The sequence below is a fragment of the Herminiimonas sp. CN genome, from assembly GCF_000622895.1.
Classification (GTDB): domain Bacteria; phylum Pseudomonadota; class Gammaproteobacteria; order Burkholderiales; family Burkholderiaceae_D; genus AVCC01.
The window spans coordinates 1-14,567 of sequence record NZ_AVCC01000078.1 but is presented as its reverse complement, the minus strand read 5'-3'; the positions used below and the strand labels follow the sequence as shown (position 1 = coordinate 14,567).

Below are 14,567 nucleotides of genomic sequence, written 5' to 3'. Positions count from 1 at the left end.
GGAAAGCCGACCAACCCCGGCAGCGACGACGAATGGGAAGAGTTTTAAACGGCGACGCGACTAATCGCTGCAGGTAAAAAAAGGGAGCCGCCGGCTCCCTTTTTGATTCCGCTGGCACCCATAAATACACCATACGGTATTATTTGCTACCACCATTTTTACAAGAGAAAATAACGATTTTTTCGATATACTCGTCATTCATGTGCATGCCCGGTGAGGTACAGGACGATCACCACACCCAAGGCGATCAGGGCGATCTGCGGCATGGTTTCACGCCATGTGGCGCGGCGCTGCATCTGCGGCATCAGGTCGGATACGGCAATGTAGATGAAGCCGGACGAGGCCAGCACCAGCACATAGGGAATCGCGCCGGTGGCGGACTCCAGCGTGCAATAGCCGATCAGGCCGCCCAGCACCGCCATCAGGCTGCTGATCAGGTTGTAGGTAAAGGCGCGCGCGCGGCTAAATCCCGCATTCAGCAACACGATGAAGTCGCCGATTTCCTGCGGAATCTCGTGCGCGATGATCGCCAGGCCGGTAACGATGCCAAGCTTGGGGTTGGCCAGGAATGCGGCGGCGATCAGGATGCCGTCGGTGAAATTGTGCAAGCCATCGCCGACCAGGACCATCAGGCCCGACTTGCCTGCTTCGTGCCGATCGTGTCCGTGCTCATGCGCATGGCCGTCGCCTTCATGGTGGTGCGAGTGGCGCAAGATCGCGAATTTTTCCAGCAGGAAAAATCCCAGCAAGCCGCCGAACAGGGTTGCGAACAGCGTATGCGCATCGGCGTGCGACTCGAACGCTTCCGGCAGCGCGTGCAGCAGCGAGGTCGACAACAGGATGCCGACCGAGAAGCTGACCATTCTTTCCACCAGTTTTGACAACAGGCTAAACGAGAAGATCGCCGCAGCAACGATGCTGACCACGCCTGCTATCGTTGTCGCCAGCAGGATGGAGATAAGGGTGGAGTTAATTTTAAGCCTCGTAATATGCAACAGGGTTGCAAATTAAAGCACGAGCACAGCTTTCCTGCAAACAAAATCTTATGGCGGCGAGAGGCTAAACGCCGTGCGCCCTGAACCAGTCCAGGCAGCGCTGCCAGCCGTCCAGGGCGTCGGCTTCGACATAGCTGGGCCGGTAGTCGGCAAAAAAAGCATGTCCCGAATTCGGATACACGACGAATTCCGAATGGCTGTCGCCCTTGGCCAGCGCCGCCTGCATTTGCTCGATGCTATCCTGCCCGATGCCGCCATCCTTGCCGCCGTACAGACCGAGCACCGGCACCTGCAGGCTGGCGGCGATATCGATCGGCTGGTGCGGCGTCAGCGCAGGATTGTTGCCGCTGGTGCTGGCCACCAGCCGTCCGTACCAGGCCACGCCGGCCTTGACACGCGGATTGTGCGCCGCATACAGCCAGGCAATGCGCCCGCCCCAGCAGAAACCGGTAACGCCGAGCTTGCCAGCATTGCCGCCATGCGCCCGGGCCCAGGCAACGCAGGCGTCCAGATCGCCCATTACCTGGGCGTCCGGCACCTTGTTGATCACTTTTGCTATCAAGTCCCCCAGCGCCGGATACGCACGCGGGTCGCCCTGGCGCACGAACAATTCCGGTGCCAGCGCCAAGTAGCCCTGCTTGGCAAAGCGGCGCGCGACATCGGCGATATGTTCATGCACGCCGAAAATCTCGGACACCACCAGGATCACCGGCAAGTCGCTCTTGCCGGTCGGCTGTGCCCGGTACACCGGCATGCACTGGCCATTCACATCGATTTCGATCTGGCCGGCAGTCAAGCCATCGCCATCGGTCTTGATCACGGTTTGCGCCATCACCGGCAGCACGGCGGCGGCAAAGCCGGCGCCTAACGTGGCCTGCATGAAAGCGCGCCGGCCCACAGGCTCCGACAGTGGCGTCCTGCTCACCAGACTATCGAACTCTTCCTTCATGTGTGGCATTTTAATGCTCCAGAAACAATGGCTATCGGCGTAACGCCGGGCAACCGCCCCGCTCATGCACGCATTATTAATGCACAGCCCGCACCCGCAGCCCCTTTGCGCCGCATCTCATAAACTAACCAGCCTTGACGCGGCGATGCTGATATACATCAACAAAAATTTCACTTTACTTGCAGGCCCGAAATCGAGAAAAACATTTCTCCTGCCAAAAATGCCGACGGCAGGGGCGCAGGCTGCGCAACATCAGATGCTTCAGCTTCCTGCCGGCGCAGGGCGCGGCAGCCGGATCATGCCATTGGCCAGCGCGGTGCCGCACAACACCAGCGCGCCGCCGAACAGCTTGCTCCAGCCGATCGTCTCGCCCAGAAACAAGGCGCCCCACAGCACCCCGAATACCGGAATCAGGAAGGTCACCGACAGCGCGCGCATCGGTCCGACATCCGCGATCAGCCTGAAAAACATCAGGTAAGCGGCGCCGGTGCAGACGATTGCCAGCGCGCCCACGGCCATCCAGTCGGCGCCGGCCGGGCTGTGCCGGATCGGCTGCCACAGCGCGACCGGCAGCACCAGGATGGCCGCCGCCCACATGCTGCCGTGCGCGTTGTCAGTTGGATCGACCGCGATCGGCGACTGCTTGGTGTAGGCACTGGCCAAACCGTAGCAAAACGGCGCCGCCAGGCCGGCCGCAACGGCCAGCCACCAGCCATCGCCAGCCACCATCGGGCTGCCGGCCACCAGCGTCGCCACCCCGACCATGCCCAGCAGCAGCCCCAGCGCGGCCGAACGGCCCACCGGCTGGCGCAGCCAGAACGCGGCAATGATCGCACCGAAAATGGGCGCGGAGGAATTCAGAATCGACAGCAGCGATGCACTCAGGGTCTGCGCCGCATATGCGAACAGCAGAAACGGCAGCGCCGAATTGAGCAGGCCGATGACCAGGAAATACCGCCAGTGCTGCAGCAGCCTGATGTGCCGCCCCAGCATGCGGCACACCAGCCACAGGAATACGGCGGCCAGGCCGACCCGCAACTCGATCAGCACCCCCGGCCCGAACACCGGTGCGCCGATGCGCAGGAACAGGAAGGAGCCGCCCCAGATAGCGGCCAGTGCAATCAAGCGGAAAATACTGGCAATATCCATGCTCGCCTCTAGTGCCGTTTATTGCATTGTGTCGCAGACTGGGCGCCGGCACACTCCGGTTCTTGCGACTTCATGCGACCGCTCGCCAGCCATCAATGCGCTTCGTCCCAGTTGCTGCCGACGCCGACTTCGGCAATCAGCGGCACTCTCAGCGCGGCTACGCCGGCCATGATGGCGGGCAGCCGGTCGCGCACGGTGGCCAGTTCGGCTTGCGGCACTTCCAGCACCAGTTCGTCGTGCACCTGCATGATCATTTTCGATGCCATCCGGCCTTGTTCCAGCCAGTCCTGCACCGCCACCATCGACAATTTGATCAGATCGGCGGCGGTGCCCTGCATCGGCGCATTGATCGCGGCGCGCTCGGCGCCTTGGCGGCGCGGACCGTTCGGGGAATTGATTTCCGGCAGCCACAGGCGACGGCCGAACACGGTTTCGACATAGCCGCGCGACTTGGCTTCCAGCCTGGTGTCGTCCATGAAGCGCTTGACGCCGGCAAAGCGTGCGAAATACCTGTCGATGTACTGTTGCGCGGCAGCGCGCTCGATGCCGAGGTTGCCGGCCAGGCCGAACGCGCTCATGCCGTAGATCAGACCGAAGTTGATGACCTTGGCGTAGCGGCGCTGTTCGCTCGACACCTCCAGCGGCGTGACGCCGAAAATCTCGGCCGCGGTGGCGCGGTGGATGTCTTCGCCCTCGGCAAAGGCGCGCAGCATGTTGGCGTCGCCGGAGATGTGCGCCATGATGCGCAATTCGATCTGCGAATAGTCGGCCGACACAATCACGCTGCCCGCTGGCGCGATGAAGGCGGCGCGGATGCGCCGCCCTTCGACGCTGCGGATCGGGATATTTTGCAGGTTCGGATCGTTCGAAGCCAGCCGCCCGGTCACCGCCACCGCCTGCGCGTAATTAGTATGCACGCGTCCGGTCTGGAGGTTGACCATCTTCGGCAGCTTGTCGGTGTAGGTCGACTTCAGCTTGGCCAGGCCGCGGTATTCGAGCAGCACCTTCGGCAGCGGATAATCCTCGGCCAGTTTCTGCAGCACTTCCTCATCGGTCGAAGGCGCGCCAGACGGGGTTTTCTTGACCACCGGCAACTGCAGCTTGTCGAAGAAGATTTCGCCCAGCTGCTTCGGCGAATTCAGGTTGAACGGCTGGCCGGCCAGCGCATACGCTTTCTGCTCCAGTTCCAGCATCCGCCGGCCGAGCTCGTTCGACTGCCGGCCCAACAGTTCGGCGTCGATCAGCACGCCGTTGCGTTCGATCTTTTGCAGCGTGACTGCAGTCGGCAGCTCGATTTTTTCGTAGACAAAGGTCAGCCCGGCGTCGGCTTCGACTTCCGGCCACATCGCCTGATGCAGTTGCAGCGTGATGTCGGCGTCCTCGGCCGCGTATTCGGCGGCACGCTCGATCTCGACCTGGTCGAAGCAGATCTGCGCCGCGCCCTTGCCGCAGACGTCGGCGAAGCTGATGGTCTTGTGATTCAAATGGCGCAGCGCCAGGCTGTCCATGTCGTGGCTCTTGTGCGACTCGAACACATACGACTCCAGCAGCGTGTCGTGGCGGATGCCGCGCAGCGCAACGCCGTGGTTGGCGAACACATGACTGTCGTACTTCAGGTTCTGGCCGACTTTTTTCTGGCCGGCATCTTCCAGCCAGGGCTTCAGCCGCGACAGCACGAATTCGGTGGATAGTTGTGACGGCGCATCCTGATAACAATGCGCCAGCGGAATATAAGCAGCAATACCGGCCACGCAACAGAGCGAAATGCCGACCAATCGCGCCTGCATCGGCTCCAGCGATGTGGTTTCGGTATCGAGCGAAGTCAGCGCGGCAGCCGATATGGTCGCCAGCCAGCGCTCCAGCGCAGCTTCGGTGAGCACGGTTTCGTACTGCCTTTCGGCCGGCGCCGGCAGCGCGGCAGCAGAGCCAACGGCATTCGGTCCGGTTGGCGTGGCGCCTTGGCCGAGCTGATTGTTCGGCTGATTGCTTAACTCCCGCAGCCAGCTCTTGAAGCCGTAGCGGGCAAACAGGGCCAGCATCGCCTCCTTATCCTCGGGCAATTGCTGCAGCGATTCGGGGATGCTGTGCATCTGCGACGACAGGTCGCAATCGGTCTTCACCGTCACCAGTACTTTCGCTTGCGGCAGCCATGCCAGCGCCGCACGCAGGTTTTCGCCGACCACGCCCTTGATGTCGGCGGCGTTTTGCATCACGCCTTCCAGCGTACCGTATTCGGCCAGCCACTTAAGCGCGGTTTTCGGCCCCACCTTGGACACGCCGGGCACATTGTCGACGGTGTCGCCGATCAGGGAGAGGTAATCGACGATGCGCTCCGGCGCCACGCCGAACTTAGCGAGCACCCCGGCATGGTCGAGCTTTTCGTTGCTCATGGTGTTGATCAGCATCACACGCTCGTTGACCAGCTGCGCCAGATCCTTGTCGCCGGTCGAGATCACGGTATCCATGTCGTGCCTGACCGCCTCGACCGCCAGCGTGCCGATCACGTCGTCGGCCTCGATCCCCTCTATCATCAGGATCGGCCAGCCCATCGCCCGTATCGCTTCGTGGATCGGCTCGATCTGACGCACCAGGTCTTCCGGCATCGATGCGCGTTGCGCCTTGTACTGCGGATACAGATCGTCGCGGAAGGTCTTGCCTTTTGCGTCGAATACGCAGGCCATGTATGCTGCCGGATAATCGTGGCGCAAACGGCGCAGCATGTTGATCATGCCGTACATGGCGCCGGTCGGCGCCCCTTCGGCATTGCGCAAGTCGGGCAACGCATGGAAGGCGCGGTACAGATAACTGGAACCGTCGACTAATAACAGGGTTTTATGCATATGGAACAGAATGGGAAAAATTTGCTGCGCTTGCGGCAGGTGACGGACAAGGATCGCGCCACCTCGCAAAAAGCGCGCGAATCGTGGCATATGTTCACGATTATGGCAGAGTTTATCGAGTCGACCGAGCGCCTGTCCGAGTTGCGACCGGCAGTCTCGATCTTCGGCTCAGCCCGTCTCAAGCAGGACAATCCGTATTACATCAAGTGCGTCGACGTCGCGCGCCGCCTGTCGGATGCCGGCTTTGCGGTGATTTCAGGCGGCGGCCCGGGCATCATGGAGGCCGCCAACAAGGGCGCTTTCGAAGGAAAATCCGTCTCGATCGGCCTGAATATCGAACTGCCGCACGAGCAAACCACCAATCTCTGGCAAAACATCTCGATCAGTTTCCGCCATTTCTTCGCGCGCAAGGTGGCTTTCGTCAAATATGCGGACGCCTATGTGGTGTTTCCGGGCGGCTTCGGCACGCTGGACGAGTTGACCGAAGCCATGACCCTGATCCAGACCGGCAAATCACGCCAGATTCCGGTCATCCTGGTCGGCACCGAGTTCTGGCGCGGCCTGCTGGGCTGGCTGCGCGACACCATGCTGGCCAATGGCGCAATCAGCGAAAAAGACCTCGACCTGATCCAGCTGATTGATGAGCCGGCCAATATCGTCGATGCCATCTTTGCATTCTATGAAGCGCGCGCAATCGAACCGTCGGAAGAAGAGCGGCAAAAAATGCTGTATTTGTAATCGCTCCTTGGGCGCGGCAAGCGCTGTTTGCTACAATCAGCGCTATCAGGGCGTTTCTTGCCCATTTTCTATTCAACAGCACACCAACCGGTCTTATCATCATGCGATTATCGTTAGCCTGGATCACCGTCGGAAGCGGCCTTGCCGCCTGCGCAATCCCTTTACTGGTGGGCGCGCAACAGCCGCCGGTGCTGGAGAAACTGGAAGAAGGCGAGCCGCCCGCGGTCACCATCCGCAAGCCGGATACCGAAAAGCAAATCACCGAAAAGCGCCAGCAAGGCAAGGTCACCGAAGTCAAGGTCAAAAGCGGCAAAAGCACCTACTATCTGAAACCGGTCAGTCCGGCCGGCAGCGCGTTACGCGGCGAAGGCCAAAGCGACGAGATCCGTGCAGCGCAATGGCCGGTGCTCGAATTCGACATGGGTGCAAAGAAAAAGAAAACGACCGCATCTGAAGCTGAAGCTGCAGCGGCTGCCGAAGCTGTCAAGAATGCAAACACCGCGAAACCGAACGCCAAACCGCAGCCCGCCGCAGAACCTGCCGAACCCGCGAAATAACCGCATCAGGAACCGGCCGGCCATCAGAAGCAATCGGCTGCAACCGGCCCGAACCCGACCGGTTCCTGACGCGTAAGCAGATTTTCATCCGATTATCCTTTTTTCTCACCTTACTTTCCCATGGCAGTATTTACCCCGGTCACCTTGGATGACCTCTCCGACTGGATGACCCAATTCCCTCTCGGCCGAGCACTCGCCATTGAAGGCATTTCATCCGGCATCGAAAACAGCAATTTTTTCCTCAGCACCGAAACAGGAGAGTTCGTCCTCACCCTTTTCGAGCAACTCAGCTTCGAACAACTGCCGTTTTACCTGCAGTTGATGCGGCATCTGGCGCAGCATGGCCTGCCGGTACCGGAGCCGATCGCCAACCGGCAGGGCGATATTCTCCACCGCCTGCACGGCAAGCCGGCCTCGATCGTGACCAAGCTGGCTGGCAGCTGCCAGCTGGCGCCGCAGGCGGTGCATTGCGCCGAAGCCGGCCGGGCGATGGCAAAAATGCATCTGGCGGCACGGGATTTTCCGCTGACGCAGCCCAATCTGCGCAGCCTGGACTGGTGGAACGCCACCACGCCGGTAGTATTGCCTTTCCTGTCCGACGATGACGCGCATCTGCTGCGCGCCGAAATGCATTTTCAATCGGCCTTCGCCGGCTCCGCCGCCTATGAGGAATTGCCGTACGGCCCGATCCACGCCGACCTGTTTCGCAACAATGCGATGTTCGTCGGCGACACCCTGACCGGCATCTTTGATTTTTACTTCGCCGGCTGCGATCGCTGGCTGTTCGACGTCGCGGTAACGGTCAACGACTGGTGCATCGACCTCGACACCGGCGCGCTCGATGCGGCCCGGGTGCGCGCACTGCTCGACGCGTATCATGCGGTGCGCCCGTTTACTGCCGCCGAGCAACTCGCCTGGCAGCCGATGTTGCGCGCCGGCGCGCTGCGCTTCTGGCTGTCGCGCCTGTATGACTACCACCTGCCGCGCGCGGCAGAAATGCTGACGCCGCATGACCCCGCGCATTTCGAGCGGATCTTGCGCCTGCGCATCGCCGATCCCGCACCGGTACTGTATTGACCATGGAAAAACTCCCCGCTGCGACCGGCCTGCTGTGGATCAAACAGGGTTTCGCGCTGTTTCGCAAGCGCCCGGCAGAAGTCTCGATGCTGTTCCTGGCCTACATGTTCCTGATGCTGGCGCTCGGCATCATCCCGCTGCTCGGCCAGGTGCTGCCGCTGATGCTGGTACCGGCATTTTCGCTCGCGTTCCTGCAGGCTTGCGTCAACATCGAACAAGGCAAGCGCATCACCCCCGGCCTGCTGCTGACCGGGTTCCGCTCGGCTGCAGTGGCAAACCTGCTGAAGCTGGGCGTCGCCTACCTGCTGGCGGCGATCGTTGTGGTGGGCGCATCCAGCCTGATCGATGGTGGCGTGTTCTGGAGCGTGATTACCGGCCAGACGCTGCTTGACGCGAAAACCGTGCAGGATTCCGACCTGGCTTCTGCAATGCTGTTTTCAGCCCTGCTGTATGTGCCGGTATCGATGGCATTCTGGTATGCGGCGCCGCTGGTGGCGTGGCACCAGATGGGCGTGGCCAAGGCGCTGTTTTACAGCTTCTTCGCGGTTTCCGGCGCCGCCAGGCCGTTTCTGGTGTATGGCCTGGGGTGGGGCATCATCGGCATCGTGTTCCCGGCCGTGGTCAGTCTGCTTGCCGTGGCGCTGCTGGGCGGCTCGGTCGCCGTGATGGCAATTCTGATGCCGCTGTCGGTGGCGCTGACCATCATCATGTATTGCTCGTTCTACCCGACTTACACCGCCGTTTTCGGTACTGCGGAAGTGCCGCCGGCAGCTTGATGACTTTCATTAAATTTACAATATTCATAGGGTATGCGATAAAACATGCAATTTATCGCAACTATTATCTGTGATAATTAAAAATACCTATGCCAGTACACTAATTCGCACGAAACCAGATAAGCGCCGCAGCGCGGCTGCAACCTTCCCTAACCGACTCCATTAGCCCCCATCGCGTGCCACTCCATCGATCCCTGCTGCTGGCACTGCTGGCCGGCGCACTGAACATCCTGGCATTTGCGCCTTTCGGCCTGTGGCCGCTGCAAATCCTGTCGCTGGCAGCGGTGCTGCCGCTGGCCCTGCGCGCCGGCAGTGGCAAGCGCAGCGCGCTGATCGGCTGGGCTTACGGCTTCGGCTGGACCGGTTGCGGCGTCTACTGGCTGTATATCAGCATGCACGATTTCGGCGGCATGGCGGCGCCGGTCGCGGCGCTGGCGGTGATCCTGCTGGCGCTGTGCCTGGGCGGCTACGCGGCACTGGCATTCGGCCTGTGTGCATGGCTGCGGCAGCGCTGGCAAGCAGCGCCGGCGTGCGTGGCGCTGCTGATCTTCCCGGCGCTGTGGGCGCTGTCCGAATGGCTGCGCGGCTGGGTATTTACCGGCCTGCCCTGGGTTGCGTCCGGCTATGCGCATAGCGCCAGCCCGCTGGCCGGCTACGCGCCGCTGCTGGGCGTGTACGGACTGGCATGGATTGCGGCCCTGATCGCCGGCTGCCTGACCCTGCTCTCGACCCGCAAAGCACCGCTGGCGCTGCTGCTGGCGCTGGCGCTGCTGGCGGCCGGGCTCTGCCTGAAAACGGTGCGCTGGACCAGCGCCGCCGGCCAGCCGATCACGGTGCGGCTGCTGCAAGGCAACGTGGCGCAGGAAATGAAGTTCGCGCGCGACCAGATCCGCGCCTCGCTGGATCTGTACCGCGACCTGATCGGCGCCGCGCCGGCCGACCTGATCGCCACCCCGGAAACCGCGATCCCGCTGCTGGCGCAGCAGTTGCCGCCCGAATATCTGCCGCAGCTGGCCGATTTTGCCCGGCGCTCCGGCAGCCATCTGGCGATCGGCATTCCGCTCGGCGACAGTCCGCAGCGCTATACCAACAGCGTGATCGGCCTTGCGCCCGATCGCTCCGCCCTCAATTACCGCTACGACAAGCACCACCTGGTGCCGTTCGGCGAATTCATCCCGAGCGGCTTTCGCTGGTTCGTCGACCTGATGCAGATTCCGCTGGGCGACTTCAGCTCCGGCCCGGCGGTGCAGGCGCCGTTTGCGGTCAAGGATCAGTGGCTGCTGCCGAACATCTGCTATGAAGACCTGTTCGGCGAGGAAATCGCCGGCCAGCTGAAAGCCAGCCACGCAGCCGGCGCGCCGGTGGCTACCGTGCTGCTCAACGTCTCCAACATCGCCTGGTTCGGCGACACCGTCGCGCTGCCGCAGCATCTGCAAATCTCGCAAATGCGCGCGCTGGAAACCGGCCGCCCGATGCTGCGCGCGACTAATACTGGCACCACCGCGATAATCGACCCGCAAGGCCGGGTCGTCGCGCAACTGCAACCGTACCAGCGCGGCACGCTGGCAGCTAGCGTGCAAGGCATGCAGGGCATGACGCCTTACATCCTGGCCGGCAATGGCGCGCTGCTGCTGCTGGCGGCGCTGGCGCTGGCTGCGGGCTGGCTGGCCGGCCGCAAAAACCACAGCAATCGCGCATAGAGTGCTTAAAACCCGCTAAAATCCATGCTTTGGTGAACTTACCCCGCGAATTTACCCAACTTACTTACCCGCACGCGGCGCTGCCGCGCTGCAAGGCAATCACAACATGCTCACATTCCAACAAATCATCCTGACGCTGCAAGAATACTGGGACGCGCAAGGCTGCGCGCTGCTGCAGCCGTACGACATGGAAGTCGGTGCCGGCACTTCGCACACCGCGACCTTCCTGCGCGCGATCGGCCCCGAGCCGTGGCGCGCCGCCTATGTGCAGCCGTCGCGCCGGCCCAAGGATGGCCGCTACGGCGCCAACCCGAACCGGATGCAGCACTACTATCAGTATCAGGTGGTGATGAAGCCGGCGCCGGAAAACATCATCGAACTATACCTCGGTTCGCTCAAGGCGCTGGGGCTGGACCTGCAGCAAAACGACGTGCGCTTCGTCGAGGACGATTGGGAAAACCCGACCCTGGGCGCCTGGGGCCTGGGCTGGGAAGTCTGGCTGAACGGCATGGAAGTGACCCAGTTCACCTACTTCCAGCAGGTCGGCGGACTCGACTGCAAGCCGGTGCTGGGCGAAATCACCTACGGCATCGAACGGCTGGCGATGTACCTGCAAGGGGTGGAGAACGTCTACGACCTGGTCTGGACCGAATGGGAAGAGCACGGCATTACCAAGAAACTGAGCTACGGCGACGTCTTCCACCAGAACGAAGTCGAGCAATCGACCTACAATTTCGAATACGCGAATACCGAATTCCTGTTCTCGCTGTTCTCCAATTACGAAGCCGAAGCCAAGCGCCTGCTGGAAGTGCCGCTGACGCTGCCGGCCTACGAGATGATCCTGAAAGCCGCCCACAGCTTCAACATGCTGGACGCGCGCGGCGCGATTTCGGTAACCGAGCGCGCCGCCTACATCGGCCGCATCCGCAATCTGTCGCGCGGCGTGGCACAGGCATATTACGAGTCGCGCGAAAAACTCGGCTTCCCGATGTGCGGCGACGCCCGCCAGGCGGCCTGAAGCCGGCAGCACGGGCGCAAGCTGCGCCCGCCCCACTCACCCGATATCCGCTTCCCGGGCCAACCGGAAGCATGGCAAAAAAATGAACCAGACACTGTTAGTCGAACTGCTTACCGAAGAACTGCCGCCGAAAGCGCTGGCCAAACTGGGCGATGCGTTCGCCGCCGGAATTGCCGGCGGCCTGCAGGCGCGCGATTTCCTCGACGCCGGCGCGCTCGCCACCACCTTTGCCTCGCCGCGCCGGCTGGCGGTCGCGATCACCAATGTGCGCGCCACCTCGCCGGACAAATCGCTGCGCGAAAAAGTGTTGCCGGTCGCAGTCGCGCTCGACGCCGCCGGCCAGCCCAGCGCACCGCTGGCCAAGAAACTGGCCGCGATGGGCTTTGACATCGGCATCGATGCGCTGGAGCGGGCGCCGGACGGCAAGTCCGAAAGCTTTTTCTACACCCACACGGTGCCGGGTTCGGCATTGCACAGCGCTCTGCAGGCGGCGCTGGACGACGCAATCGCCAAATTGCCGATCCCGAAACTGATGAGTTACCAGCGCCCGGACGGCAGCACCGTGCAATTCGTGCGGCCGGTGCACCGGATTGTCGCGCTGCACGGCAACACTGTGGTGCCGCTGGCAGCGCTTGGCCTGGCTGCCGGCGCGCAGACGCTCGGCCACCGTTTCCTGAGCGCCGGCGAAATCAGCATCCCCGATGCAGACAGCTACGCCGCCACGCTGGAAGCGCAAGGCAAGGTGATCGCCAACCCCGCCGCCCGCAAGGAAAAAATCCGCGCGGCGCTGCAGGACAAGGCCGGCGACGACCGCGTGCTGATGCCGGAAAGCCTGCTCGACGAAGTCGCCGCGCTGGTCGAATGGCCGGTGGTCTACGAATGCCATTTCGAGCCGCAATTCCTGAGCGTACCGCAAGAATGCCTGATCCTGACCATGCAGACCAACCAGAAATACTTTGCGCTGACCGATGGCCACGGCAAATTGCGTTCGCGCTTTCTGATCGTCTCCAATCTCGAAACCGCCGACGCCCAGCACATCATCGGCGGCAACGAGCGGGTGGTGCGGCCGCGCCTGTCGGACGCCAAGTTCTTCTTCGAGCAGGACCAGAAAAAGACCCTGGCCGCGCGCCTGCCGGGCCTGGCCAACGTGGTGTACCACAACAAGCTCGGCACCCAGGCCGAACGCACCGAGCGCGTCAGGACCCTGGCCGGCCAGATTGCGCAGGCGCTCGGCGCCGACGTCGCGCTGGCCGAACGCGGCGCGCTGCTGGCGAAAACCGACCTGCTGACCGACATGGTGGGCGAATTCCCCGAGCTGCAGGGCATCATGGGCACCTACTATGCGCGCCACGACGGCGAGCACGAGGAAGTCGCGCTGGCCGCCAGCGAACATTACCAGCCGCGCTTTGCCGGCGACGCGCTGCCGTCCACCCGGACCGGCACTGCGGTGGCGCTGGCCGACAAGCTGGAAACCCTGGTCGGCATCTGGGGCATCGGCCTGCACCCGACCGGCGACAAGGACCCGTTTGCGCTGCGCCGCCATGCGCTGGGCATCCTGCGCATGCTGCTGGAAAAACGCCTGCCGCTGTCGATCCACGCGCTGCTGTCGAACAGCGCCGAACTGTTCGCCTACAACGCCCACTTCAAGCTCGCCACCGCCGACATCACCGCCTTCCTGCTGGACCGCCTGCGCGGCCTGCTGCGCGAACGCGGCTTCACGCCGAACGAAATCGAAGCGGTGGTGGCGCACAACCCGGACACGCTGGACAACATCGTCGAGCGGCTGGAAGCGGTGCAAGCCTTCGCCGCGCTGCCGCAGGCAGCCTCGCTGGCAGCCGCCAACAAGCGCATCACCAACATCCTGAAGAAAACCGAGATCGCGCCCGGCGCAGTGCAGCCCGGCTTGCTGCGCGAGGCTGCCGAACAGGCGCTGCACGCCGCCATGACCGCCTTGCAGCCGCAGGTCGACAGCGCCTTCGCCGCCGGCGACTTCACCCGTACGCTGCAACTGCTGGCCGAGCTGCGCGACGCCGTCGATGCCTTCTTCGACGCGGTGATGGTGATGGCCGACGACCTGCAACTGCGCAATAACCGCATCGCGCTGCTGGCCGCATTGCACGCGACGATGAACCGGGTGGCCGACATCTCGAAACTGGCTTAAGCGAAGGATGGCGCGATGAAACTGATCATCCTCGACCGCGACGGCGTCATCAACTTCGACTCCGACAGCTTCATCAAGTCGGCCGACGAATGGCGGCCGATCCCCGGCTCGCTGGAGGCGATCGCGCGCCTGAACCAGGCCGGCTACCGGGTGGTGGTCTGCACCAACCAGTCCGGCATCGCGCGCGGCCTGTTCAACATGAATGCGCTGAATGCGATACACCAGAAGATGCATCTGGCGGCGCAGGAAGTCGGGGCCGAGATCGATGCGATTTTCTTTTGCCCGCATGCGGCCAGCGACAATTGCGACTGCCGCAAGCCGAAAGCCGGCATGCTTCTGGAAATCGCCCGGCGCTACGACATCAGCCTGAAAGGGGTTCCCAACGTCGGCGATTCGCTGCGCGACCTGCAGGCCGGCTTCATTTGCGGCTGCATCCCGCATCTGGTGCTAACCGGCAAGGGCAGCAAAACCCAGGCCGATGACGGCCTGCCGCCGGATACCCTGATCTACCCGGACCTGGCGGCGGCAGTCGATGCGCTGCTCGACGCTGCCGATGCCAGGGCCGCTGCAGTCTCCGCCTGAACCGTCATGGTGCAATACCGTGACC

Annotated in this window: 12 protein-coding genes; 8 read left to right on the top strand and 4 right to left on the bottom strand. The window is 62.6% G+C overall.

Annotated features, from left to right (window positions below):
* Window positions 1-194: 194 nt before the first annotated feature.
* From HMCN_RS0114305 to polA, 4 genes are all read right to left on the bottom strand, one after another.
* Complete coding sequence (locus HMCN_RS0114305) at window positions 195-926, bottom strand: ZIP family metal transporter (RefSeq protein ID WP_238552180.1); 732 nt, start codon at window positions 924-926, stop codon at window positions 195-197.
* A 133-nt stretch (window positions 927-1,059) separates the two neighbouring features.
* A complete protein-coding gene (locus HMCN_RS0114300; RefSeq protein WP_025918025.1) occupies window positions 1,060-1,953 on the bottom strand; it encodes a dienelactone hydrolase family protein in 894 nt (297 codons plus the stop codon).
* 252 nt (window positions 1,954-2,205) lie between these two features.
* Window positions 2,206-3,093 carry a DMT family transporter gene (locus HMCN_RS0114295; protein WP_025918024.1) on the bottom strand — a complete coding sequence of 296 codons (888 nt, stop codon included), beginning with the start codon at window positions 3,091-3,093 and terminating at the stop codon, window positions 2,206-2,208.
* 92 nt (window positions 3,094-3,185) lie between these two features.
* Window positions 3,186-5,933 (bottom strand): DNA polymerase I, encoded by a 2,748-nt coding sequence (gene polA, locus HMCN_RS0114290; RefSeq protein WP_025918023.1) that lies wholly within the window; start codon window positions 5,931-5,933, stop codon window positions 3,186-3,188.
* On the opposite strand from polA, the gene HMCN_RS0114285 reads away from it, so the two are divergent.
* The 8 genes from HMCN_RS0114285 (at window position 5,934) to gmhB (ending at window position 14,542) form a co-directional block, all read left to right on the top strand.
* On the top strand, window positions 5,934-6,671 hold the full coding sequence (locus HMCN_RS0114285) for a TIGR00730 family Rossman fold protein (RefSeq protein WP_025918022.1): 738 nt from the start codon (window positions 5,934-5,936) through the stop codon (window positions 6,669-6,671).
* Window positions 6,672-6,772: 101 nt separating this feature from the next.
* The gene (locus tag HMCN_RS17875) at window positions 6,773-7,228 is read left to right on the top strand and encodes a DUF2782 domain-containing protein (protein WP_051567005.1); all 456 of its coding nucleotides are present in this window, start codon (window positions 6,773-6,775) and stop codon (window positions 7,226-7,228) included.
* Between the two features lie 120 nt (window positions 7,229-7,348).
* Window positions 7,349-8,305 carry a homoserine kinase gene (locus HMCN_RS0114275; RefSeq protein WP_025918020.1) on the top strand — a complete coding sequence of 319 codons (957 nt, stop codon included), beginning with the start codon at window positions 7,349-7,351 and terminating at the stop codon, window positions 8,303-8,305.
* Between the two features lie 2 nt (window positions 8,306-8,307).
* The gene (locus HMCN_RS0114270) at window positions 8,308-9,081 is read left to right on the top strand and encodes a BPSS1780 family membrane protein (RefSeq protein ID WP_025918019.1); all 774 of its coding nucleotides are present in this window, start codon (window positions 8,308-8,310) and stop codon (window positions 9,079-9,081) included.
* A 176-nt stretch (window positions 9,082-9,257) separates the two neighbouring features.
* Window positions 9,258-10,781 carry an apolipoprotein N-acyltransferase gene (lnt, locus tag HMCN_RS0114265; RefSeq protein ID WP_025918018.1) on the top strand — a complete coding sequence of 508 codons (1,524 nt, stop codon included), beginning with the start codon at window positions 9,258-9,260 and terminating at the stop codon, window positions 10,779-10,781.
* 106 nt (window positions 10,782-10,887) lie between these two features.
* Window positions 10,888-11,799: a glycine--tRNA ligase subunit alpha gene (glyQ, locus tag HMCN_RS0114260; protein WP_025918017.1), complete on the top strand. Its 912-nt coding sequence runs from the start codon at window positions 10,888-10,890 to the stop codon at window positions 11,797-11,799.
* Window positions 11,800-11,881: 82 nt separating this feature from the next.
* Window positions 11,882-13,960: a glycine--tRNA ligase subunit beta gene (gene glyS / locus HMCN_RS0114255; RefSeq protein ID WP_025918016.1), complete on the top strand. Its 2,079-nt coding sequence runs from the start codon at window positions 11,882-11,884 to the stop codon at window positions 13,958-13,960.
* Window positions 13,961-13,975: 15 nt separating this feature from the next.
* A complete protein-coding gene (gmhB, locus tag HMCN_RS0114250; RefSeq protein ID WP_025918015.1) occupies window positions 13,976-14,542 on the top strand; it encodes a D-glycero-beta-D-manno-heptose 1,7-bisphosphate 7-phosphatase in 567 nt (188 codons plus the stop codon).
* Window positions 14,543-14,567 lie beyond the last annotated feature (25 nt).

What these genes read in the sequence shown, in the direction of transcription:
- HMCN_RS0114300 (WP_025918025.1), bottom strand. Translation starts at nt 1,953, where the DNA reads ATGCCACACATGAAGGAAGAGTTCGATAGTCTGGTGAGCAGGACGCCA.
- HMCN_RS0114295 (WP_025918024.1), bottom strand. Translation starts at nt 3,093, where the DNA reads ATGGATATTGCCAGTATTTTCCGCTTGATTGCACTGGCCGCTATCTGG.
- polA (WP_025918023.1), bottom strand. Translation starts at nt 5,933, where the DNA reads ATGCATAAAACCCTGTTATTAGTCGACGGTTCCAGTTATCTGTACCGC.
- HMCN_RS0114285 (WP_025918022.1), top strand. Translation starts at nt 5,934, where the DNA reads ATGGAACAGAATGGGAAAAATTTGCTGCGCTTGCGGCAGGTGACGGAC.
- HMCN_RS17875 (WP_051567005.1), top strand. Translation starts at nt 6,773, where the DNA reads ATGCGATTATCGTTAGCCTGGATCACCGTCGGAAGCGGCCTTGCCGCC.
- HMCN_RS0114275 (WP_025918020.1), top strand. Translation starts at nt 7,349, where the DNA reads ATGGCAGTATTTACCCCGGTCACCTTGGATGACCTCTCCGACTGGATG.
- HMCN_RS0114270 (WP_025918019.1), top strand. Translation starts at nt 8,308, where the DNA reads ATGGAAAAACTCCCCGCTGCGACCGGCCTGCTGTGGATCAAACAGGGT.
- glyQ (WP_025918017.1), top strand. Translation starts at nt 10,888, where the DNA reads ATGCTCACATTCCAACAAATCATCCTGACGCTGCAAGAATACTGGGAC.
- glyS (WP_025918016.1), top strand. Translation starts at nt 11,882, where the DNA reads ATGAACCAGACACTGTTAGTCGAACTGCTTACCGAAGAACTGCCGCCG.
- gmhB (WP_025918015.1), top strand. Translation starts at nt 13,976, where the DNA reads ATGAAACTGATCATCCTCGACCGCGACGGCGTCATCAACTTCGACTCC.